Source organism: Streptomyces sp. MH60, from assembly GCF_002939385.1.
Taxonomy (GTDB): domain Bacteria; phylum Actinomycetota; class Actinomycetes; order Streptomycetales; family Streptomycetaceae; genus Streptomyces.
In genome coordinates this window covers 1-19,762 of sequence record NZ_MULI01000079.1, presented here as the reverse complement: position 1 = coordinate 19,762, position 19,762 = coordinate 1, and the positions used below count along the sequence as shown (strand labels likewise).

The window sequence follows — 19,762 nt, the reverse complement described above, 5'->3', positions numbered from 1 at the left end:
CGCGATCCGCCGCCGCCACTTCCGTGCATCCCGTCACCGGACCGTTACCGACCCGCCTAGCGTCCTGGCCCAGGCAGCCGGAGCGGACCGGCGCCGACCCGGCGCGGGCCGGGGTCGAGTCGTACGGAAGGACGTGGATCGCAAGGTGGGAACGCACCGCAGGCCGCGACAGCGCGCGACGGGCGGCGGCAGGGCTCGTACGGCGGCCACCATCACCCTCGCGGGCGCGGCCACCGCGACGGGCCTGGGCGGGACCGGACACGCCGATCCGCAGCCGACGGCGGCGCAGGTCAGGGCCAAGGTGGACAAGCTCTACCAGGAGGCCGAGGTGGCCACGGAGAAGTACAACGGCGCGAAGGAGAAGGCGGACGCCGCCGAACGGCGCCTGGAGGAACTGCGGGACGAGGCCGCCCGCAAGGAGGACCGGCTGAACTCGGCGCGGGAGGCACTGGGTTCGGTCGCGGCGGCGCAGTACCGCAGCGGCGGCCTGGACCCGGCGCTGCAACTCGCGCTCTCGTCCGACCCGGACCGGTATCTGGACGGCGCCGCGTTCGTCGAGCGCGCGGGCAGCCGGCAGACGGCCGCGGTGGGCCGCGTACGCAAGGAACTGCGGGAGATCGAGCGCCTGCGCGGCGCCGCCCGCGTCGAGGTGTCCTCGCTGACGTCGCGCCGGGCCGAGCTGAAACGTCACCGCGAGACCGTCACCGGCAAGCTGGAGTCGGCCCGCCGCCTGCTGTCCCGGCTGACCGCCGAGGAACGCGCCCGCGTCGGGGACGGGACGGGTGATCGCGCCTCCCGCGCGCCTTCCGCCGGCTCCCGGGAGGGCCTGTCCGCCTCCGTCCAGGCCCCCGACTCCCGCGCCGCGGCGGCCGTCGCCTACGCCTACCGAAAGCTCGGCAGCCCCTACGTGTGGGGCGCGACCGGCCCGAACGCCTTCGACTGCTCGGGCCTCACCCAGGCCGCCTACCGCGCGGCCGGCGTCTCCCTGCCCCGCACGACCTACGCCCAGATCGACGCGGGCCGCCGCGTCGGGCGGTCCGAACTGCTCCCCGGCGACCTGGTCTTCTTCTACTCGGGCATCAGCCACGTCGGCATCTACGTCGGCAACGGCCGGATGATCCACGCCCCGAACCCGTCGGCGCCGGTGCGCGTCGCTCCGGTCGACGAGATGCCGTTCGCGGGGGCCGCGCGGGTGGTGTGAGACGCGGACGCCACCCCGTGCGGAGCCGTCAGACCAGCCGCCGTGCGGTCGCCCAGCGGGTCAGCTCGTGCCGGTTGGACAGCTGGAGCTTGCGCAGGACCGCCGAGACGTGGGACTCGACCGTCTTGACGGAGATGTACAGCTGTTTGGCGATCTCCTTGTACGCGTAGCCGCGGGCGATCAGGCGCAGCACCTCACGCTCGCGCTGGGTGAGCCGGTCCAGGTCCTCGTCGACCGGCGGCGCGTCCGTGGAGGCGAACGCGTCGAGGACGAAACCGGCCAGCCGCGGGGAGAAGACGGCGTCGCCCTCCTGGACACGGAAGACGGAGTCGACCAGGTCGGTGCCGGTGATGGTCTTGGTGACGTAGCCCCGGGCGCCGCCGCGGATCACTCCGATCACGTCCTCCGCCGCGTCCGAGACGGACAGGGCGAGGAAGCGGACGGGCCGCTCGGCGTCGCTCATCAGGGGCGCGCAGCGGCGCAGCACCTCGACCCCGCCGCCGCCGGGGAGGTGGACGTCGAGGAGCACGACCTCGGGGCGGGTCGCCGTGATGACCGTGACGGCCTGGTCGACGTCGGCGGCCTCGCCGACGACCTCGACGCCGGTCTCGGCGGTCTGGCCGATCTCGGCCTGGACGCCGGTGCGGAACATGCGGTGGTCGTCGACGAGCACCACGCGTACGCGGCGCTCCCCCGCGCCACCACTCGCCGGCTGTGCGGGCTCGGCCGCCTCGCCCGCTCCCGCCGTTCCGTTCCCCTCGGTCGGGTCGCTCATGACGTCTTCTCCGCCCTCTCCATTTCCAGTTCGACCTCCGTGCCGCCGTCCGGCACCGCGCGCAGCCGCGCCGTGCCCCCGTTGCGCTCCATGCGGCCGATGATCGATTCTCTGACGCCCATGCGGTCGGCGGGTATCGAGTCGAGGTCGAAGCCCGGGCCGCGGTCCCGGACGGACACGAAGACCGTCCTGCCCTCGACTTCGGCGTAGACCTGTACGGCGCCGCCCTCGCCACCGTACTTGGCCGCGTTCACCATCGCTTCGCGCGCGGCCTGCATCTGTGCGCTGACGCGCTCGTCGAGGGGGCAGTCGCCGACGACGACCACCTCGAGGGGAACGCCGTGCTTGTCCTCGACCTCCGCCGCGTTGCGCTTCACGGCCTCGGCGAGGGTGGTGGGCTCGTCGTCCTCGTCCTTGCCGTTGCCCTCCGGTTTGTAGAGCCAGGAGCGCAGGTCCCGCTCCTGGGCCCGGGCCAGGCGGCGCACCTCGCCCGCGTTCTCCGCGTTGCGTTGGATCAGGGTCAGGGTGTGCAGCACCGAGTCGTGGACGTGGGCGGCGACCTCGGCGCGCTCCTGCGCGCGGATGCGCATCAGCCGCTCCTCGGAGAGGTCCTGCGTCATCCGCACCAGATAGGGGCCGGCGAGCAGCGTGATGCCGACGAGGACGGCGAGGGCGGCCTGGAGCACGGAGCCGAGGTGGGCCGCGGAACCCTGGAGGACGAAGATGCCGGTGACGCCGGCCGTCACCAGCAGGACGCCGGCCACCGAGCGCAGCAGGGTGACCGTGCGGCGGTGGCGTCCCACCTCGGCCCAGCGGGCCCGGCGCGCGTTGTCCGCCTGGCGCCAGACGAGGGCGACGCCGGCGCCGACGAGCACGGTCGGCCACAGGTAGACCTTGGCGCCGCCGCCGAGGTCGACGTTGCCCACGAAGACCAGGGCGACGACGACCATGAGGAGCAGGGCGACCATCTGCCCCTTGTCCGGCTTGCGGGCCACGAGTCTGCGGCGGCCGTCCGGCCCGGCCTCGGAGGTGACGAGCGACGGCGGCTTCTGCGCCTCCACTCCCCCGACGCCCAGCGGTACGAAGAACCAGAAGGCCGCGTACAGCAGCGCGCCCAGGCCGTCGGCCATGAACAGGCCGACGAAGGCGAACCGCACCCAGATGACGGGCAGCCCGAGATGCCCGGCGAGCCCCCGCGCCACCCCACCGAGCCAGCGTCCGTCGCTGCTCCGGTAGAGCTTGCGCGGCGGCCGCGGTTCGACGACGGGTGCTGCTGCGGCTTCCGGCATGACACCGATGGTCACACGGGTGCGTGAGCCGGAGCATCAGGGTCGTTCCCCCAATCACCCCTGATCTTCGGGCCGCGCGTGCCTCGAACACTGCCCGGGCGCGAAGTCAGGGCCGATATCAGGGTCCGACCAGGGTCGAACCGGCTGCCGCCACGGCGCCGCGCCCGTCACCATGGACCCATGACAGATCACGAGCGCGCCGCGACGGGTCCGGGACCCGGCTCCGGCCCGCGCCCCCCGCGGGGCGCCGGGCTACAGGACGCCGCGCCGGCCGCGGATGCCGGTGCGGCCGCCCCAGGCGCCCCGGGCGGCGCGGGGGCCGTCGGTGGGAAGGACGCCCCCGGGCCGCCGCACCGGTTCCGGCGCGACCGGCGGCACAAGGCGCTCGCCGGAGTGTGCGCCGGCCTCGGCCGGCAGTGCGACCTGGACCCGGTGATCTTCCGGATCACCCTCGCGGTGCTCTCCGCGACCGGCGGCATCGGCCTCCTCTTCTACGGCTTCGCCTGGCTCTTCGTCCCCTACGACGACGAGGAGGAGAACGAGGTGCGCAAGCTGCTGACCGGCCGGGTCGACGGCCATGCGCTGACGGCCGTGCTCTTCGCCCTGGTCGGCTGCGGGGTCTTCCTCACCATGCTGCGCAACGGCGGCGTGCTGACCTTCGCCGTCGTCCTCTCCCTGCTCCTCGCGGGCGCCGGGTACTGGTCGGGGCACCGCAGGGCGCCCGAACCGGACCCGCTCTCGGCCCAGGCCGTCGCCGACGCCCCGCCGGAGGCCCAGGCGCCGCCGATCATGTACACCTGGCCCTCCTGGTGGCGCGAGCCCATCGTCAAGGACGGCACCCACGACGGCGGCACGGGTTACATGTGGGGCCCGCCGGGCTCCGCGGAACGTGACATCGCGGCGGCCGTCAACATCGGCCGCGGGATCCCGGGGCGTCGCGACCGCAGCCGGGTGGGCGACCGGGACCCCTGGTCCCCGCGGACGCGCGGCCCCCGCGGCATCGGCGGCTGGGTGTTCCTGCTCGCCCTGCTGGCCGGCTTCCTCGGGACCCGGCTGACCTGGGACGACCACCCGCTGGGCGCCAGTCTGCAGACGGGCCTGGCGTGCGCGCTGGCGGTCTTCGGCCTCGGTATCGCGGTCAGCGCCTTCCTCGGGCGCACGGGAGCCGGTTCGATCTTCCTGGCCGTCATCACGGCCGGCCTGCTGGCCGGATCGGCCGCCGTTCCGGAGAACGTCGGGACCGAATGGGTCCGGACCACCTGGAAGCCGGTGGTGGCGGCCGACGTACGCGACCAGTACGACATCGGCGCGGGCAGCGGCACCCTCGACCTGTCCCGCCTCGACCTGGGCGAGGGACAGACCGTGACCACCCGGGCCGACGTGGGCATGGGCCGAATACGGGTCGTCGTGCCGCGGGACGTGACCGTGCGGCTGAACGTCGAGGTGGGCGTGGGCGACATCCAACTGCCCGGCGACGACGAGAAGGACGTGGACGTGGCACCCGGCAAGCACAAGCAGATCACCCTGTCCCCCACCGGGGGCGGCAAGGACGCCGGCACCCTCGACCTCGACCTCCAGGTCGGCGTCGGTCAGGCGGAGGTGTCCCGTGCTGCGTCATAGGTTCCAGCCCGGGCGGCTGGTGGCCGGCCTCTTCCTGATGCTGGCCGGCGTCATCTACGCCGGTGACGCGGGCGGCCTCTGGGAGACACCGTGGTTCGTGGTGATCCCCGTCGTCTCGGGCGGGCTCGGCATCGCGGGCGCGGTCGGGGTCGTGGCCCGGGCCGTGCACCGGCGTCGCGGAGAGCGACACGCCGCGCCGCCGGACGGGCCCCGCGCGGACCTTCCCCGCTGACGCCGCCGCGCCGCCGCGACGCCGCGGGGCCGTCCCTACCGGTACCCGCCCGTGCGACGCCTGCGCCGGGAGCGCAGTACGGCGTCCAGCGACAGCAGCGGCGCGCCCGCGAGGACGAGGGGGAGCCAGGCCATGAGGTAGGCGAGGTCGTTGCCGTAGTAGTAGGGATCGGAGGCCCAGCTGACGGTCAGCCACAGGCTGAGCGAGATCAGCGCACCGCCCAGCGCCGCCAGGCGGGTGAGCAGCCCGAGCAGGGTGCCGATGCCGACGGCCAGCTCGCCCAGGGCGATGGCGTAGCCGAATCCGGGCGGGTTCTTCAGGGCGAGGTCGACCAGCGCGGGGACGGCCGAGGAGTCGCGGACGGCACGCATCATGTCGCCGACGGAACCGGCGCCCGCGTCCTTCATGAAGGCGCTGTCGGTGAGCTTGTCCAGACCGGCGTAGAGGAACGTGACACCGAGGAAGATGCGTAGCGGAAGGAGGGCGTAGCGGGCGGCGTCGTCCCGCCAGTCCCGGCGGCCCTCGGGTGAGATGTGGACATCCGTCCGCATACCGTGCGTCATCACTGCCAGCCGCCTCTCGCCGCGCATGCCCGGACCCCCGCACAGACCATACGTACGACGGACGGGCCCTGCTCAACCCCTCGGCAACCGGTTTCTCGCCGTCGGTCGCGGCGGACCGCCCGCCGGGGCGGGCGGGAGGTGTCAGTCCGTCACGTCGATCGCGTACCGGTTGGTCTCCACCCCCGCGCCCGTCACCACCTGGACGTCCACCCGGCCCGGTTCCACGTCCGCCGGGACGGGGACCGTCAGCAGGTCGTCCGTGGGGTTGCTGAAGCCGCCCGTCACCGGCACCAGGGGCACGTGGACGTTGACCGCGCCGATGCGGACGACCATCCGGGACAGCCGGTCCGCCCGCTGGGCACCCGGCGGCACGAAGCCCGCGCCACGGATCTCGATGTCGTCGCCGGTGCGGATGGGCGCGTCCAGGTCACCGGCCTCCCGCGCCCGGACCACGGAGAGGATCACCGGCCGGCCGCCCTCGGCGTACTTCCCGGCCACGTAGGTCGCCGCCGAGACCAGCGCCACCACCGCCAGTCCCCAGGGCAGGTCGGGCAGTTGCTCCGGGCGCCGGGCCAGCCGTACCGCCGCGAACACCAGGGCCACGGTGGTGATCACGACGTACTGGATGTCGGCGAAGGTCCCGCGGCCCGCGTCGTCCGTCAGCAGGTCGGAGGCGCGCGGCCGGTCGGCCCGTACCTTCTGCAGCCGCTGCCCCAGGACGCGCAGTCCGACCACCCGCCGCACCAGGACCGCGATCCCGCAGACCACCGCGAGCACGGTCACCGCGCCGGTACCGCGCCCGAGTTCGAGACCGGAGATCAGCCCGTCCCGCCGGTCGTGCCCCGAGGCGACGGCCAGTTGCCCGGCGAGCACCAGCACGGCGTAGGCGACGAAGAGGACCCAGGCCGCCGCCACCGCGCGGGAGGTGGACAGGCGGTTGTCCTCGCCGATGACCGGCGCCAGCGCCCCGCCCCTGGCCCGGTGGAACCAGGACGCGGCCGTCAGCGCACCGGCCACCACCAGCGCCGCGGCGAGTCCGGCGGTGCGCGCCGCCGACCAGCCCGCACCGATCGCGGTGAGCGCCTGCCCGAGCAGCAGCAGGACGACCGCGGCCCACACGACGACCGTCGTGCGCCGGCCCAGCGCCGCGAGCCAGGCGTCGCCCTCGGCCCGGCCCCGTTCGGCGACGGCTTCCGCCGACTGGGTCAGCTCCTCCGAGACCCACTGGCGGGAGGCGGAGGCCGAGTGGGCCACCGCGGCCGGCAGCCCCTGCCCGGCCGCGAACTCGTCCCGCCGCAGCAGGAACGCGGCGACCGCCCTGCGGTGCCCCTCCCGGGCACCGTGCGGGCAGTCCCCGCAGGTGCAGCCGCCGCCGTGGGCCGCCTCGTACGCGTCCCTGTCCGAGCCGCTCCCGCGTCTCGCCTCCTGCACCGCCACGCCTGACGCCCGCCTTCCCGCACCCGGTAAGTCCCTTGGAACGACAGCGAATTGTGCCGTACCGCGGCCCGCGTCCGCGCGCCGCCCCGTCTTACGTCTGCTCAGTGCGGGTGATGCCCGGACCGCCGTGTTGACGCGGCCGCGAGCCGCACCGAGCCACCCCGGCCACCCCGGGCCGCCCCGGGCACCGTCAGTCGAACAGGTCCGGTTCGCGGCGGGTGACCTCCTGCCACAGCGGCTGGTAGTTGATCCACGCCACCAGGTCGCCGCCGAGCTGTTCCCGGGTCGCCACAGCCTGCCGGTGGTCGATCAGCGTAGGCCGCCCCGCCGCCTTCGCCAGCAGCTGCACCTGGCAGGACCGCTCCAGGGACAGGAACCACCAGGCCGTCGCGTCCACCGAGTCGCCGACCGTCAGCAGCCCGTGGTTGCGCAGCACGAGCGCCTTGCCGGAGCCGAGCACCCGCGCGATGCGCCGCCCCTCCTCGGCGTCGACGGCGACGCCCGAGTAGGAGTCGTACAGGGCGTGGTCCTCGTAGAAGGCGCAGCTCTCCTGGGTGATCGGTTCGAGCAGCTCGCCGAGGGCCGACAGCGCGCGCCCGTGCACCGAGTGGCAGTGGGCGACCGCGACCACGTCCGGGCGGGCCGCGTGGACCTGGGAGTGCACGGTGAAGGCGGCCTGGTTCACATGGTGGCCGCCCTGCACCACCTGGCCCTCGGAGTTGGCCAGCACCAGGTCGCTCACCGTGATGTGGGCGAAGGGCACGCCGAACGGGTTGACCCAGAAGCAGTCGGTGTACTCGGGGTCGCGGGCGGTGATGTGCCCGGAGACCCCGTCCTCGAACCCGGACCGCCCGAAAAGGCGCAGCGCGCAGGCGAGCCGTTCCTTGCGGTGCCGGCGCTCGTCCTCGACCGAGTCGTGCCTGGGCGGCATGGCGAACCGCAGCCGGCCGGTGGGCAGCGGCGGGGGCGCGGCGGCCCCGGGCGTCCCGTGCATGTGTTCTCTGTCCTTCGGCGCCAGACGTGCCTTACGGGCCGGAAGTTACCGGCGGTGCGGCCGGGAGGACAGTTCCAGGGGCCAATACGCGACAGAGGGTGTCGGTTTTCCCGTTCACACTCGGCGTATGACGTCACGCACCCCTGTGAACTGGGCCGGGTTCGCCGCCGCCGCGCCCGCCCTGGCCGACACCGCCGAGGCGCGCTTCGGCGCGTACACCCACCACGTCCTGGCCACCCTCCGCAAGGACGGCTCGCCCCGCACCACCGGCCTGGAGGTGCGTTTCCTGGGCGGCGAGCTGTGGCTCGGCATGATGCCGCACTCGCTGAAGGCGCTCGACCTGCGCCGCGATCCGCGCTTCGCGCTCCAGGCGAACCCGGGGGACGGCACCGGCATGGGCGGCGGGGACGTGCGGATCGCCGGGCGGGCCGTCGAGGTCGAGGACCCCGGGACCAAGGCCGGATACGTGAAAGAGGTGGAACCGCCGGAGCCGTTCCACCTCTTCCGTACCGAGCTGACGGAGGTCGTGCGGACCTGTGTCGAGGACGACAAGTACCTCGTCGTCGAGATCTGGCGGCCCGGCGAGCCCGTGCGCACGATCAGGCGCACATAAGGAGCACCCTCGGGCTCACTCCCACTCGATCGTGCCCGGCGGCTTCGACGTCACGTCGAGGACGACGCGGTTGACGTCCTTGACCTCGTTGGTGATCCGGGTCGAGATCTTGGCGAGCACGTCGTACGGCAGCCGGGACCAGTCGGCCGTCATGGCGTCCTCGGAGGAGACCGGCCGCAGGACGATCGGGTGGCCGTAGGTGCGGCCGTCGCCCTGGACGCCGACGGAGCGGACATCCGCGAGCAGCACCACGGGGCACTGCCAGATGTCGCGGTCGAGACCGGCCGCGGTCAGCTCCTCGCGGGCGATGGCGTCGGCCTCGCGCAGCAGGTCGAGCCGCTCCTTGGTGACCTCGCCGACGATCCGGATACCGAGGCCGGGGCCCGGGAACGGCTGGCGCTGGACGATCTCGTCCGGCAGGCCCAGCTCCTGGCCGACCATCCGGACCTCGTCCTTGAACAGCTGGCGCAGCGGCTCGACCAGCTCGAACTCGATGTCGTCGGGGAGGCCGCCCACGTTGTGGTGGGACTTGATGTTGGCGGTGCCGGTGCCGCCGCCGGACTCGACGACGTCCGGGTAGAGCGTGCCCTGCACGAGGAAGGCGACCTCGGGGCCGTCCTCCTGCATGATCTCCAGCTGCGCCTGCTCGAAGACCCGGATGAACTCGCGGCCGATGATCTTCCGCTTCTCCTCGGGGTCGGAGACCCCGGCCAGCGCCTTGAGGAACCGCTCCTCGGCGTCCACGACCTTCAGCTGGACGCCGGTCGCGGCGACGAAGTCCTTCTCGACCTGCTCGGTCTCGCCCTTGCGCATCAGGCCGTGGTCGACGTAGACGCAGGTCAGCTGGGAGCCGATGGCCTTCTGGACGAGGGCGGCGGCGACCGCCGAGTCCACGCCGCCGGACAGGCCGCAGATGGCACGCTTGTCGCCGACCTGCTCGCGGATGGCGGCGACCTGCTCCTCGATCACGTTGCCCGTGGTCCAGTCGGGGCTCAGGCCCGCGCCCCGGTACAGGAAGTGCTCCAGCACCTGCTGCCCGTGCGTGGAGTGCATCACCTCGGGGTGGTACTGGACACCGTAGAGCTTCTTCTCGTCGTTCTCGAAGGCGGCGACCGGGACGACGTCCGTGGAGCCGGTGACGGTGAAGCCCTCGGGGGCGGCGGAGCAGGCGTCGCCGTGCGACATCCACACGGCCTGCTGGGCCGGGGTGCCCTCGAAGAGGGTGGAGGACGGCTTGGAGACCTCTAGGTCGGTGCGGCCGTACTCACGGGCGCCGGAGTTGTCGACGGTGCCGCCGAGGGTCTGCGCCATCAGCTGGAAGCCGTAGCACATGCCGAAGACGGGGACGCCGGCCTCGAACAGGGCGCGGTCGAGGGTCGGGGCGCCCGGCTCGTACACCGACGAGGGGCCGCCCGAGAGGATGATGGCCGCCGGGTTCTTGGCGAGGATCTCCTCGACCGGCATGGAGCTCGGCACGATCTCGCTGTAGACCCGCGCCTCGCGGACACGACGGGCGATGAGCTGGGCGTACTGCGCACCGAAGTCGACGACCAGGACGGTGTCGGGGGCGGCGGCAGCGGGAGTCGCTGATGACACGGGGTGCCTTCCGGCGGTCGGGCGGGGGGCTTGTACTCCCGATTCTACCGAGCGGGGCGGGGGCCCCGGCCCCGCCGTCGGCCGCCACCGTCGCCCCTCCCTGGTCGCGCCCCGGGTCTCACCATCCGAACCGGCTTGGACACCGACCGTCGCCGGGGCATACTGGGCCCATGCACAAGCACCAGACGTTCCTGTTTACCTATGGCAACCGGCCCACCGGCTGCCATGGTCGTGCTGCTTGAGCAACTGACAAGCGACTTCCCAGGCGCCCCGGGCCGACAAGGTCCGGGGCGCCTGGCGTGTACGGACCGTGCCGGTCCCGGGTGCCGCCCCCCTTCGGCGAGGAGCCACCGACATGACCGTCACCGCAGCAGACAAGACCGGCGCCCACACCCCCGAGGCCGCCGACGTGATCACCGGCGCCCGGGAGCGCATCGACTCCCTGGACGACCGGATCATCGGGCTGATCCAGGAACGGATGGCCGTCTCCGCCGTCATCCAGGAGGCGCGGATCACCTCCGGCGGCCGGCGGGTGAACCTGTCCCGCGAGATGGAGGTGCTCGACCACTACCGGCAGGCGCTGGGCAAGCCGGGGACGGCGCTGGCGATGACGATGCTGGAGCTGTGCCGCGGGCGGGTCTGAGGCCCGCGGCGCGACCGGGAATCGTCGTATCTGAGTTCGGGCCCCTTCTCACCCGTACGGCGCGTGACCGGTGAGCGGGCGACTTCGTTGGTCCCGGTGTCCGTGTCAGCCAGGGGCGGGCCCGAGAGAACCACGCGTGGCTCACTGGAGCGATGAGACGTACGGATCATGCCGTGCGTCGTGGGACCTCGCTCCAGGAAGTGACCGGACGGCAGGGGACAGCAGCCCGGTCACCCAGAACGGCCGGCTCCGGGGACGCCCGGAGCCGGCCGACGGAACGGGTAGTGACCCAGCACACATAAGGATTCTGTGAATACGGGGACAACCATTCACAGGCTCCAATGATCAAACGGGCATGAAGCTTCGTCGCGCCCTGGCCGCAGCCGCCGTCACGGCAGTGATCTCCCCCGTCGCGCTGCTCGCGGCCCCGGCCGCCTCCGCGACCGGTAGCACGCCGCCGTCGCCGTCGCCGTCCGCCTCGTCGGACAGCTCACCGTCCCGGAGCGGGTCGACGAGCGAGACCTCGCCCGCACCGAGCGACTCGACGAGCCCGGCCACGAGTTCGCCCGGCTCCCCGACCTCCCCGCCCCCGAGCACGACGGGCGAGGGCACTCCCGCCCCCGACGGCTCGCAGACGACCACGTCCGCCCCCGCGACCCCGTCACCGAGCACGTCCGCGCCCGAGGAGACCGAGACCCCGGACCCCGAGCCGTCGGTGTGCGAGGACACCAAGGTCGACGTCGACATCGAGGGCCTGCCCGGCGAGATCGCGGCGGGCAGCGGCTGGCACGCGTTCTCGCTGAACGTGGCCAACAACTCCGGCTCGACGCTGCGGAACCTCGAATACCTGGCCGGCGCCTCCGCCGACCGCGACGGCGAGGAGCTGTTCGAGAGCAAGCAGGTCCGCCTCCAGGCCTGGAACGCCGAGGACAAGACCTGGGAGAACCTCGACGAACTCGGCTACGCGGTCGGCTACATCGGTTACACCGGCGAACTGGCGCCCGACTACGAGGTCGACATCCCGCTGCGGATCGACGTGCGGGCCGGTGCGCCGGTCGGCACGGGCTTCACCCTCGGCGCGACGATCTACGGCGACGCGGACGGCCGGTGCACCGGCTTCGGCGACGTCGCCTACAGGTTCCGGATCGTGGCCCCCGGCACGGACACGGAGGGCACCCGGCCGCAGGAGGGCGGCAAGGCGCCCGTCGCCGCCGAGAAGCCGGCCGCCGACACCCCGGAGGTCACCGGGAGCCTCGCCGCGACCGGCTCCAGCTCCGCGCTGCCGGTGATCGGTGTCGTCGGCGGGCTCGCCGTGGTCGTCGGCGGCGGCGCGGTGTTCGCGGTGCGGCGGCGCAGGGCCGGTTCGGACATCTGACGCTCGCGGGAGCGGCGTGACACAGGCTGGGTGAGCGGGACCCGCGCTCGGAGGGGGGTGCGGGTCCCGCTCACCTTTTCTTCTCGCTTCTCGCTTCTTCCGAGGCCGCTACTTCTTCGGCGGCACCGTCGGCACGTTCAGGAACGGCAGCCGCAGCGCGCCGAAGGCCTTCTCCGGGACGGCCGGTGACCGGGGCTCGACGGCGGCCACGCGTTCGTACCCGGTGCCCTGCGCGGGGCGCGGGTCGCTCTCGCCCTTGTTCGGCCAGTACGACATCGCGCGCTCGGCCTGCGCCGTGATGGTCAGGGACGGATTGACACCGAGGTTGGCCGAAACGGCGGCGCCGTCGACGACCGAGATGCCGGGATGGCCGAAGAGGCGGTGGTACGGGTCGATGACGCCGGTCTCGCGGGAGGCGCCGATCGGGCAGCCGCCGAGGAAGTGGGCGGTGAGCGGGGTGCCCATCAGCTCGCCGACGTTGGAGCCGGCGAAGCCGTTGATCTCGGCGGCGAGTGCGGAGGCGCCCTCGGTCGCGGCCTTGATCTGCTTGGGGTTGGGCGAGCCGTGGCCCTGGCGTGCGGTGAGCAGGCCCTTGCCGACGCCGTTCGGTTTCAGGTGCGTGGACAGGGAGTTGTCCAGGGACTGCATGACCAGGCCGATGATGGTCCGCTCGGACCACTTGCGGTTGGACAGCGAACGCAGGACCAGCAGCGGGTGCTTGGCCGCGTGGCCCAGGAAGCCCAGGACGCGGGACGTGCCCGAGGCGGTCTGCCCGGCGTAGGGGACCTGGAGGATGGACAGGCCGCCCATCGAGTTGGAGCCCTTGCCGTAACGCACCGGCTCGATGTGGGTGTTGGGGTCCGGGTGGATCGAGGACGTGATGGCGACGCCGCGCGTGAAGTCGGCCCGTGCCTCGCCGGTGGCGCTGCGGTAGCGCCGGTCGTCGGTCTGGGCGCCGACCAGTGCCTCGGAGTTGGTGCGGGTCAGCTCGCCGAGCTTGTCGGATATGTAGGGGAGCTGCCCGCCGGCCTTCATGCGGTGCAGCAGGGTCTGGGTGCCGTAGGTGCCGGCGGCCAGGACGACGCGGCGGGCGGTGAAGGTGCGGCCCGCGTCCTTCTTCCCGCGCTTCTTGCGGTCGGTGGGGAGCGTGGCGACCGCGAAGCCGCCGCGCGAGTCGTCCGTGACGGACACGACCGTGGTCATCGGGTGCACGACGGCGCCGGCCTTCTCGGCGAGGTACAGGTAGTTCTCGTTGAGGGTGTTCTTCGCGCCGTGCCGGCAGCCGGTCATGCACTCGCCGCACTCGTTGCAGGCCTTGCGGTCGGGGCCCGCGCCGCCGAAGTACGGGTCGGGCACCTGCTGTCCCGGCCCGGCCTTCGCCGTGCCGTCGGCGTCCTCGCCGTCGCCGAAGAAGACGCCGACCGGCGCCATGTGGAAGGTGTCGCCGCAGCCCATCCGCTCGGCGGCCGCCTTCAGGTGCACGTCGGAGGGGGTCATCGTCGGGTTGAGACGGACGCCCAGCATGCGCTTGGCCTGGTCGTAGTACGGGGCCAGTTCCTCGTGCCAGTCGGTGATGTCACGCCACTGGGGGTCGTCGAAGAAGGGCTTCGGCGGCACGTAGAGGGTGTTGGCGTAGTTGAGGGAGCCGCCGCCGACCCCGGCTCCGGCCAGGACCATGACATTCCCGAGCAGGTGGATGCGCTGGATGCCGAACATGCCCAGCTTCGGCGCCCACAGGTAGTTCTTCAGGTCCCAGGAGTTCCTGGGCAGCGACTCGCGGGTGAAGCGGCGGCCGGCCTCCAGGACGCCGACGCGGTAGCCCTTCTCGGTGAGGCGGAGGGCGGAGACGGAGCCGCCGAAGCCGGATCCCACGACGAGGACGTCGTAGTCGTACCCGTTCTCGTCCCGGGTCTGGACAGAGTTCTCCTGCGACACGTGCTCTCCTCGTTGAGAACGGGCGGTGGTGGGGTGGATCAGCGGAAGCGGAATGCCTTCATCAGCCGCAGGCTCCGGCTCATGAACGCCGCGTACTTCTCGTCGTCCATTCCCAGCGAGGGCGCCATCGGCAGCAGCCGCTGGTGGGCGACGGTCTGGGCCTCGGTGTACTTGAGGATGCCCTCGGAGCCGTGGCGGCGGCCGAGGCCGGAGTCCTTCATGCCGCCCATCGGGGACTGGGCGCTGCCGTAGGCGGGGGCGTACCCCTCGTTGATGTTGACGGTCCCGGTGCGCATCCGCGCGGCGACCTCGTGACCGCGCCGGGCGTTCTTCGTCCACACCGAGGAGTTCAGGCCGTACGGCGTGGAGTTGGCCTGTTCGACGGCCTCGTCCTCGGTCGTGAAGCGGTAGACGGAGACGACCGGGCCGAAGGTCTCCTCGGTGCACACGGTCATGGGGGCCACGACGCCGTCGAGGATCGTCGGCTCGTAGAAGTACGGGCCGATGTCCGGGCGGGCGACCCCGCCCGCGACGAGCTTGGCGCCCCGCTCCACGGCGTCCGCCACGTGTGCCTGCACGGTCTCCAGCTGCCGCTCCCCCACCAGCGAGCCCATGTCGGCGCCGTAGGAGAGGGAGGTGCCGAGCCGCATGGCCTTGGTGCGGGCGGCGAAGCGCTCCAGGAAGGCGTCGGCGACGGACTCGTGGACGTAGAGCCGCTCGATGGAGATGCAGAGCTGGCCGGCCGAGGAGAAGCAGGCGCGTACGGCGCCCGCCGCGGCCTTCTCGATGTCGGCGTCCTGAAGGACCAGCATGGCGTTCTTGCCGCCGAGTTCCAGGGAGACGCCGACCAGGCGGGCGGCGGCGCCCCGGGCGACCTCGCGGCCGGTGCGGGTGGAGCCGGTGAAGGAGACGTAGTCGGCGTGCCGGACGACCTCGGGGCCGACGACCGGGCCCTCGCCGAGGACGACCTGGAAGACCTCGGCGGGCAGACCGGCCTCGATCAGCAGGTCACGGGCCCACAGGGCGGTCAGGCAGGTCTCGGTGTCGGGCTTCATCACGACGGCGTTGCCCGCGACGAAGGCGGGGAGCGCGTCGCCGACGGACAGCTCCAGCGGGTAGTTCCACGGGGCGATCTGGCCGACGACGCCGCGCGGGTGGCGCAGCTCGGTGACCTTCGTCAGGGTCGGTACGGCGCCGGTGTGCCGCTTGGGCCGCAGGTACGCGGGGGCCTTGCGCCCGTAGTGCCGGGCGGCGACGGCGACGGCCTGGACCTCCTCGTGGGCGTGCAGGCGGGCCTTGCCGGTCTCCAGCTGGATGAGGTCGAGGACCTCGGCCTGGCGCTCCAGGACCAGGTCGTGGAAGCGCAGCAGGACCGCGGCACGCTGCCGTACCGGCGTGCGCGCCCACACGGCCTGGGCGGCGCGGGCCCGCTCGAAGGCCGCGGCCACGTCCTCGGGCGTCGACTCGGGCAGGTCGGCCAGCTTCTCGCCGGTGAACGGGGTGTGGTTGGCGGTGCGGCCGGACCCGGCCACGCCCTTGGTGAGCTGGGCGACCAGCTCGGGCGTGACCACGTCGGCAGCGGTGCGGGCGCCCTCCGGGGTGGGGGCGAGGGGGTTCGTGCCGGTGAGTTCCGGGGCCTGCGCGTCCGTCATGAGCCGCAGGGTATGACGCCGCGCGGGCTTTGTGTACCCGTCGGTAACGGGGATTCACGGTGATTCACCGAGTGCTCACATGCCGCCAGTGATCGCTGGCAACAAACGCACTGATCAGGGCGTTGTGCGGCGGAGCTTTCAGGTGCCGTCGATTTTCAGATTGGCGACGGTCGTCCTGGCCACCTCACGCCCCCGTTCGGTGAAGTCGCCCTTGCCCGGGTAGCTGACGGTGAGCTTGTACATGTCGCCTGCGGACGTCCGGTAGTAGAAGATCCGCAGTTCGCGCGGGCGGGGGTGCTGGCTGTCGGTGGTGGTGTACACGACCGTGTTCTCGGCGGACTTCCCACCCTGGTACTTGGTCTCCCTGGGGTCGGTCTTGGGATTCTCGGGCATGGAGAGCTCGTAATCCCCGCTCTCCTTGAACTTCCCGTCGTCGTCGTACATCTCGGCCGCGGCGGACCCGGCGATGTTGCCGCCGGTGTCCTCCGCCTTCTTGTCCAGGGTCAGGCCGATCCAGATGTCGCCGCTCCAGTCGGTGTACGTGACCCAGTGCTGGCCGGCTTCGTCGGGAACGGTCCGCTGGTAACCCTCGGGCACCGCCAGGGTCGCGGTGAGCTGCTTCTCGTGCGGGGTCTTCCAGCCGTCGGGCAGCGGCCCCGCGAAGGGGTCGGCGACCACGAGGTACGACGCCACCGCCGCTGCGACGACCACCGCGCCGAGGGTGATCCACGCGTTGCGGCCCAGCCGGACGCTCCAGCGGGAGGCGGGCACCGCGCCCGGCTGCTCGGGCCCGTCGAGCCGGACCGCCTGGGTGGGCGGCGGCGCGGGCGGGTTCGCTGCGGCGTCCAGCAGGGCGCGGACCCGGGCGGCGTCCGGGCGGCGCGCCGGGTCCTTGTCCAGCAGGCCGGTGATCACCTCGGCCAGCGGGCCCTGCGCGGAGGCGGGCGGCGCGGGCGTGGCGTTGAGCACCGACTGCAGCGTGGCGGGGGTGTTGCTGCGGCGGAACGGCGAGACGCCCTCCGTCGCCGCGTACAGCACCACGCCCAGGGACCACAGGTCGCTCGCCGGGCCGGGGCGCTGGCCCAGCACCCGCTCCGGGGCGACGTACTCGGGCGAGCCGACGAAGCCGCCGGTGTCGGTCAGGCTGGTCTCGCCCTCGATCTGGGCGATGCCGAAGTCGGTGAGGACGACCCGGTCGTGCCGGCCGAGCAGGACGTTGTCCGGCTTCACGTCCCGGTGCAGGACGCCCGCGGCGTGCGCGGCCTCCAGCGCGCCGAGCACCTCCAGGCCGATGCGGGCCGCCTCGCGCGCGCTCAGCGTGCCCTCCTGGAGGGCGTCGCCGAGCGAGCGCCCGCGCACGAGTTCCATCACGATCCACGGCTGCTCGTCCACGACCGCCACGTCGTGCACGTCGACCACGGCGGGGTGGTCGAGCCGGGCGGCGGCGCGCGCCTCGCGGCGCATCCGCTCGAAGGCGTTGGCCCGTTCGCGTTCGGGAAGGTGGTCGGGGACGCGCGGTTCCTTGACGGCGACCTCGCGGTCGACGGTCTCGTCCTTGGCCCGCCACACCGTGCCCATGCCGCCGTGCCCGAGCCTGGCGATCAGGCGGTACCGGCCGGCGATGAGCCGCCCGGCACCCGGGTCCGGCGCGGCGGCCGACGGGGCGGGCGCCGGGGATGCCGGGGCGGCCGACGGAGGTGTGGACGACGCGGACTGCGACCGCGGCGGTACGACCTGCGTGGGTGTCGCGTACGGATTGCCGGGATGCGGCACGCCGGCCGGCGGGTTCGGTGGTCGCAGGTCAAAACTGGTCGGCTCGTCCGCCCCGCTGCGGGGCCCCCCGTTGCTGCTCATGGGTCCATCCATACCGCGCCGGGCGCGCGCCTTTCCACCGCCGGTGCGCGGCGGTCACAGACCCGTGACGCGGGTTGCCGCTTATCTCCCGTTTAGGTACCGGTGCCGGAACCCGACGCGGTCGGCGGCGTGGGCTCCGTCGTCGGCGGTGTGGGGGTGGGCGTCGGCGTGGCGGGCACCGAACTCGACGGCGTACCGCCCCCGTCGTCGCCGCCGTCCGCGAGCAGCGCGGCCGCCGAGACTCCCGCGCCCGCCGCCGCGACGACCAGCAGCACCGCCATGAGCACGCTCCGCTTCACGCTCGGTCGCGCGCGCAGGGGCTCGCCGGTCGCGGCCTGTGCCGGTGTCGCGGGCGTACGGCCCGTGCTGAGGAAGGCGCGCAGCATCCGCTGGGCCGACGCCGCGTCCAGCCGCCGTCGCGGGTCGCGTTCCAGCAGGCCCCGTACGACCGGGAGGAGCGGTGCGGCCTGCGCGGGCGGGCGGATCTCCTCGGTGACCACGGCGTGCAGGACCCCGCCCAGCGAGTCGCGGTGGAAGGGGGACGCGCCGCTGAGGACCGCGCACAGCAGCACGCCCAGCGACCACAGGTCGGACTCGGGCCCGGTCCCGGCACCGGACATCCGCTCCGGCGCGGTGTACTCGGGGGAACCGACGAAGGAACCGCTCTCGGTGAGCGTGGTGGCGCCCGCGACCTGGGCCACCCCGAAGTCGGTGAGGACGACCCGGCCGTCCTCGGCGATCAGCACGTTCGACGGCTTCACGTCCCGGTGCAGGATGCCCGCCGCGTGCGCCGTGTCCAGGGCGTCGAGCAGGGCGATGCCGATGCGGGCGGCCTCGGTGGCGTCGACGGGGCCGCGGCTGAGGACGCGGTCGGCGAGGGAGCCGCCGTCGACCAGTTCCATGACCATGTACGCGCGTTCGTCGTCCTCAACCACGTCGTGCACGACGATGACGTGCGGGTGCCGCAACTGGGCGACCGCGCGGGCCTCGCGCAGGGTGCGCTCACGGCGCCGTCGGGCCTCGGCCGCGGAGAGGGTCTCGTCGAGGGGCAGCGCCTTCACGGCCACCTCGCGGGCGAGCAGTTGGTCGGTGGCCCGCCACACGATCCCCATGCCGCCGTGGCCGAGCCGCTCGTGGAGCCGGTAACGGCCCGCGACGAGACGCCCGCCCGCCCCCTCGGTCACCATGCGTCCCATCATGCCCCACCGGACGCACCCGCTCCGGGCCGCTGTCCCACGGGTGGCCGACAACCGACGGGCGCGCGAGCGGCGTTGCTCCGACGGCGCGGGTCAGCCGGTCTTCTCCTGCCAGCTCTGCAGCACCGCCTTGAACCGCCGCTCCGTGGTCGGCCAGTCGCTCGCCGGTCCCGACATGTTGAGGGCGTACTCGACGCCGTCGCGGGACATGTACATCTGCGACACGGCGCGGCGCGGTCCGGGGAACTCGGTGTCCTTCGCCAACGCGGTGAAGGTGTACCCCCACCGGGCGCTGGCGCGGTCGCGGTAGCCGACGCGTTCCAGGCTGACGCGCCGGTAGTCGACCAACCGCTGGCGGAGTTGCGCGTCCAGGTCCTGCTGGTGGGCGTACGGGTCGTTGTAGTCGGGCGCGGTGTCGACGGATATGCGGAGGAAGTGCTCTCCGCCGTCGGGGGTGTAGTCGATCTGCCGCAGCTCGCCGCTGTCGCCGTCGAAGTCCTTCCGCTGCCAGTTCTCGGGCAGGTAGAGGCTGAAACCCAGCGGGTCGTCGCGGCGTGTCCAGTCGGCCGGGATGGAACCGCCGGGGCCCTTGCCGGTCGTGGCGGAGGCGGAGGGAGAGGGGGAGGCGGACGGCCCCAGGGTGGGGTCGGCGTCGGCCGACGAGCCGCCGTCGTCGCGCTGTTGCAGGACCACGGCGGTGCCCGCGCCGATGAGCGCGGCCACGGCGACGACCAGGGCGAGCGTGCGCATGCGGACCCGCCGGGCACGTCCGGGAGCGGGGCCGCCC

Annotated in this window: 17 protein-coding genes and 1 pseudogene; 6 read left to right on the top strand and 12 right to left on the bottom strand. The window is 73.1% G+C overall.

Annotated features, from left to right (window positions below; all coding sequences use genetic code 11):
- The first annotated feature begins 145 nt into the window (after nucleotides 1-145).
- Nucleotides 146-1,201, top strand: coding sequence for a C40 family peptidase (locus BZZ08_RS31980; protein ID WP_104635696.1), 1,056 nt, complete (start codon nucleotides 146-148; stop codon nucleotides 1,199-1,201).
- A 28-nt stretch (nucleotides 1,202-1,229) separates the two neighbouring features.
- Here BZZ08_RS31980 and BZZ08_RS31975 read toward each other — a convergent pair whose 3' ends face one another.
- Entirely contained in the window at nucleotides 1,230-1,976 is a 747-nt protein-coding gene (locus BZZ08_RS31975; protein WP_104635695.1) for a LuxR C-terminal-related transcriptional regulator, read from the bottom strand.
- Complete coding sequence (locus tag BZZ08_RS31970; RefSeq protein WP_104635705.1) at nucleotides 1,973-3,265, bottom strand: ATP-binding protein; 1,293 nt, start codon at nucleotides 3,263-3,265, stop codon at nucleotides 1,973-1,975. Before BZZ08_RS31970 ends, BZZ08_RS31975 begins: the two co-directional genes overlap by 4 nt.
- Before the next feature lie 180 nt (nucleotides 3,266-3,445).
- On the opposite strand from BZZ08_RS31970, the gene BZZ08_RS31965 reads away from it, so the two are divergent.
- Both BZZ08_RS31965 and BZZ08_RS31960 read left to right on the top strand, forming a co-directional pair.
- On the top strand, nucleotides 3,446-4,885 hold the full coding sequence (locus BZZ08_RS31965) for a PspC domain-containing protein (protein ID WP_104635694.1): 1,440 nt from the start codon (nucleotides 3,446-3,448) through the stop codon (nucleotides 4,883-4,885).
- The gene (locus BZZ08_RS31960) at nucleotides 4,872-5,117 is read left to right on the top strand and encodes a hypothetical protein (protein ID WP_104635693.1); all 246 of its coding nucleotides are present in this window, start codon (nucleotides 4,872-4,874) and stop codon (nucleotides 5,115-5,117) included. Before BZZ08_RS31965 ends, BZZ08_RS31960 begins: the two co-directional genes overlap by 14 nt.
- A 35-nt stretch (nucleotides 5,118-5,152) precedes the next feature.
- On the opposite strand, the gene BZZ08_RS31955 is transcribed toward BZZ08_RS31960, so the two are convergent.
- The 3 genes from BZZ08_RS31955 to BZZ08_RS31945 all read right to left on the bottom strand — a co-directional run bounded on the left by BZZ08_RS31955 (nucleotide 5,153) and on the right by BZZ08_RS31945 (nucleotide 8,111).
- A complete protein-coding gene (locus BZZ08_RS31955; RefSeq protein ID WP_198601813.1) occupies nucleotides 5,153-5,680 on the bottom strand; it encodes a DoxX family membrane protein in 528 nt (175 codons plus the stop codon).
- A 141-nt stretch (nucleotides 5,681-5,821) separates the two neighbouring features.
- Entirely contained in the window at nucleotides 5,822-7,117 is a 1,296-nt protein-coding gene (locus BZZ08_RS31950; protein ID WP_104635691.1) for a hypothetical protein, read from the bottom strand.
- 190 nt (nucleotides 7,118-7,307) lie between these two features.
- The gene (locus tag BZZ08_RS31945) at nucleotides 7,308-8,111 is read right to left on the bottom strand and encodes a class II aldolase/adducin family protein (protein ID WP_104635690.1); all 804 of its coding nucleotides are present in this window, start codon (nucleotides 8,109-8,111) and stop codon (nucleotides 7,308-7,310) included.
- A gap of 127 nt (nucleotides 8,112-8,238) precedes the next feature.
- Between BZZ08_RS31945 and BZZ08_RS31940 the strand changes: the two genes are divergently transcribed.
- Nucleotides 8,239-8,724, top strand: coding sequence for a pyridoxamine 5'-phosphate oxidase family protein (locus BZZ08_RS31940; RefSeq protein ID WP_198601812.1), 486 nt, complete (start codon nucleotides 8,239-8,241; stop codon nucleotides 8,722-8,724).
- Nucleotides 8,725-8,739: 15 nt separating this feature from the next.
- Here the strand turns inward: BZZ08_RS31940 and guaA are convergent, their stop codons facing one another.
- Entirely contained in the window at nucleotides 8,740-10,320 is a 1,581-nt protein-coding gene (guaA, locus tag BZZ08_RS31935) for a glutamine-hydrolyzing GMP synthase (RefSeq protein ID WP_104635688.1), read from the bottom strand.
- 355 nt (nucleotides 10,321-10,675) lie between these two features.
- Here guaA and BZZ08_RS31930 point away from each other — a divergent pair, with 355 nt between their 5' ends.
- Entirely contained in the window at nucleotides 10,676-10,963 is a 288-nt protein-coding gene (locus BZZ08_RS31930) for a chorismate mutase (protein ID WP_198601811.1), read from the top strand.
- Between the two features lie 345 nt (nucleotides 10,964-11,308).
- On the opposite strand, the gene BZZ08_RS39980 is transcribed toward BZZ08_RS31930, so the two are convergent.
- A complete protein-coding gene (locus tag BZZ08_RS39980) occupies nucleotides 11,309-11,692 on the bottom strand; it encodes a hypothetical protein (RefSeq protein WP_342211027.1) in 384 nt (127 codons plus the stop codon).
- Here BZZ08_RS39980 and BZZ08_RS39975 point away from each other — a divergent pair.
- Nucleotides 11,679-12,338 carry an LAETG motif-containing sortase-dependent surface protein gene (locus BZZ08_RS39975; protein WP_104635685.1) on the top strand — a complete coding sequence of 220 codons (660 nt, stop codon included), beginning with the start codon at nucleotides 11,679-11,681 and terminating at the stop codon, nucleotides 12,336-12,338. The two genes, BZZ08_RS39980 and BZZ08_RS39975, sit on opposite strands and share 14 nt — an antisense overlap.
- 108 nt (nucleotides 12,339-12,446) lie before the next feature.
- Here BZZ08_RS39975 and BZZ08_RS31915 read toward each other — a convergent pair whose 3' ends face one another.
- The 5 genes and pseudogenes from BZZ08_RS31915 to BZZ08_RS31895 form a co-directional block, all read right to left on the bottom strand.
- A complete protein-coding gene (locus BZZ08_RS31915) occupies nucleotides 12,447-14,273 on the bottom strand; it encodes a GMC oxidoreductase (RefSeq protein ID WP_104635684.1) in 1,827 nt (608 codons plus the stop codon).
- Nucleotides 14,274-14,311: 38 nt separating this feature from the next.
- Nucleotides 14,312-15,925 (bottom strand): succinic semialdehyde dehydrogenase, encoded by a 1,614-nt coding sequence (locus BZZ08_RS31910; RefSeq protein ID WP_104635683.1) that lies wholly within the window; start codon nucleotides 15,923-15,925, stop codon nucleotides 14,312-14,314.
- Nucleotides 15,926-16,063: 138 nt separating this feature from the next.
- Nucleotides 16,064-17,779: a serine/threonine-protein kinase gene (locus BZZ08_RS31905; RefSeq protein ID WP_241965618.1), complete on the bottom strand. Its 1,716-nt coding sequence runs from the start codon at nucleotides 17,777-17,779 to the stop codon at nucleotides 16,064-16,066.
- Nucleotides 17,780-17,871: 92 nt separating this feature from the next.
- Complete coding sequence (locus BZZ08_RS31900) at nucleotides 17,872-18,975, bottom strand: serine/threonine-protein kinase (protein ID WP_104635704.1); 1,104 nt, start codon at nucleotides 18,973-18,975, stop codon at nucleotides 17,872-17,874.
- Between the two features lie 93 nt (nucleotides 18,976-19,068).
- Nucleotides 19,069-19,762 (bottom strand): annotated as a pseudogene (locus BZZ08_RS31895) (serine/threonine protein kinase); the annotation flags it as partial.

What these genes read in the sequence shown, in the direction of transcription:
- BZZ08_RS31975 (WP_104635695.1), bottom strand. Translation starts at nt 1,976, where the DNA reads ATGAGCGACCCGACCGAGGGGAACGGAACGGCGGGAGCGGGCGAGGCG.
- BZZ08_RS31970 (WP_104635705.1), bottom strand. Translation starts at nt 3,265, where the DNA reads ATGCCGGAAGCCGCAGCAGCACCCGTCGTCGAACCGCGGCCGCCGCGC.
- BZZ08_RS31965 (WP_104635694.1), top strand. Translation starts at nt 3,446, where the DNA reads ATGACAGATCACGAGCGCGCCGCGACGGGTCCGGGACCCGGCTCCGGC.
- BZZ08_RS31955 (WP_198601813.1), bottom strand. Translation starts at nt 5,680, where the DNA reads ATGACGCACGGTATGCGGACGGATGTCCACATCTCACCCGAGGGCCGC.
- BZZ08_RS31945 (WP_104635690.1), bottom strand. Translation starts at nt 8,111, where the DNA reads ATGCACGGGACGCCCGGGGCCGCCGCGCCCCCGCCGCTGCCCACCGGC.
- BZZ08_RS31940 (WP_198601812.1), top strand. Translation starts at nt 8,239, where the DNA reads ATGACGTCACGCACCCCTGTGAACTGGGCCGGGTTCGCCGCCGCCGCG.
- BZZ08_RS31930 (WP_198601811.1), top strand. Translation starts at nt 10,676, where the DNA reads ATGACCGTCACCGCAGCAGACAAGACCGGCGCCCACACCCCCGAGGCC.
- BZZ08_RS31910 (WP_104635683.1), bottom strand. Translation starts at nt 15,925, where the DNA reads ATGACGGACGCGCAGGCCCCGGAACTCACCGGCACGAACCCCCTCGCC.
- BZZ08_RS31905 (WP_241965618.1), bottom strand. Translation starts at nt 17,779, where the DNA reads ATGAGCAGCAACGGGGGGCCCCGCAGCGGGGCGGACGAGCCGACCAGT.
- BZZ08_RS31900 (WP_104635704.1), bottom strand. Translation starts at nt 18,975, where the DNA reads ATGGGACGCATGGTGACCGAGGGGGCGGGCGGGCGTCTCGTCGCGGGC.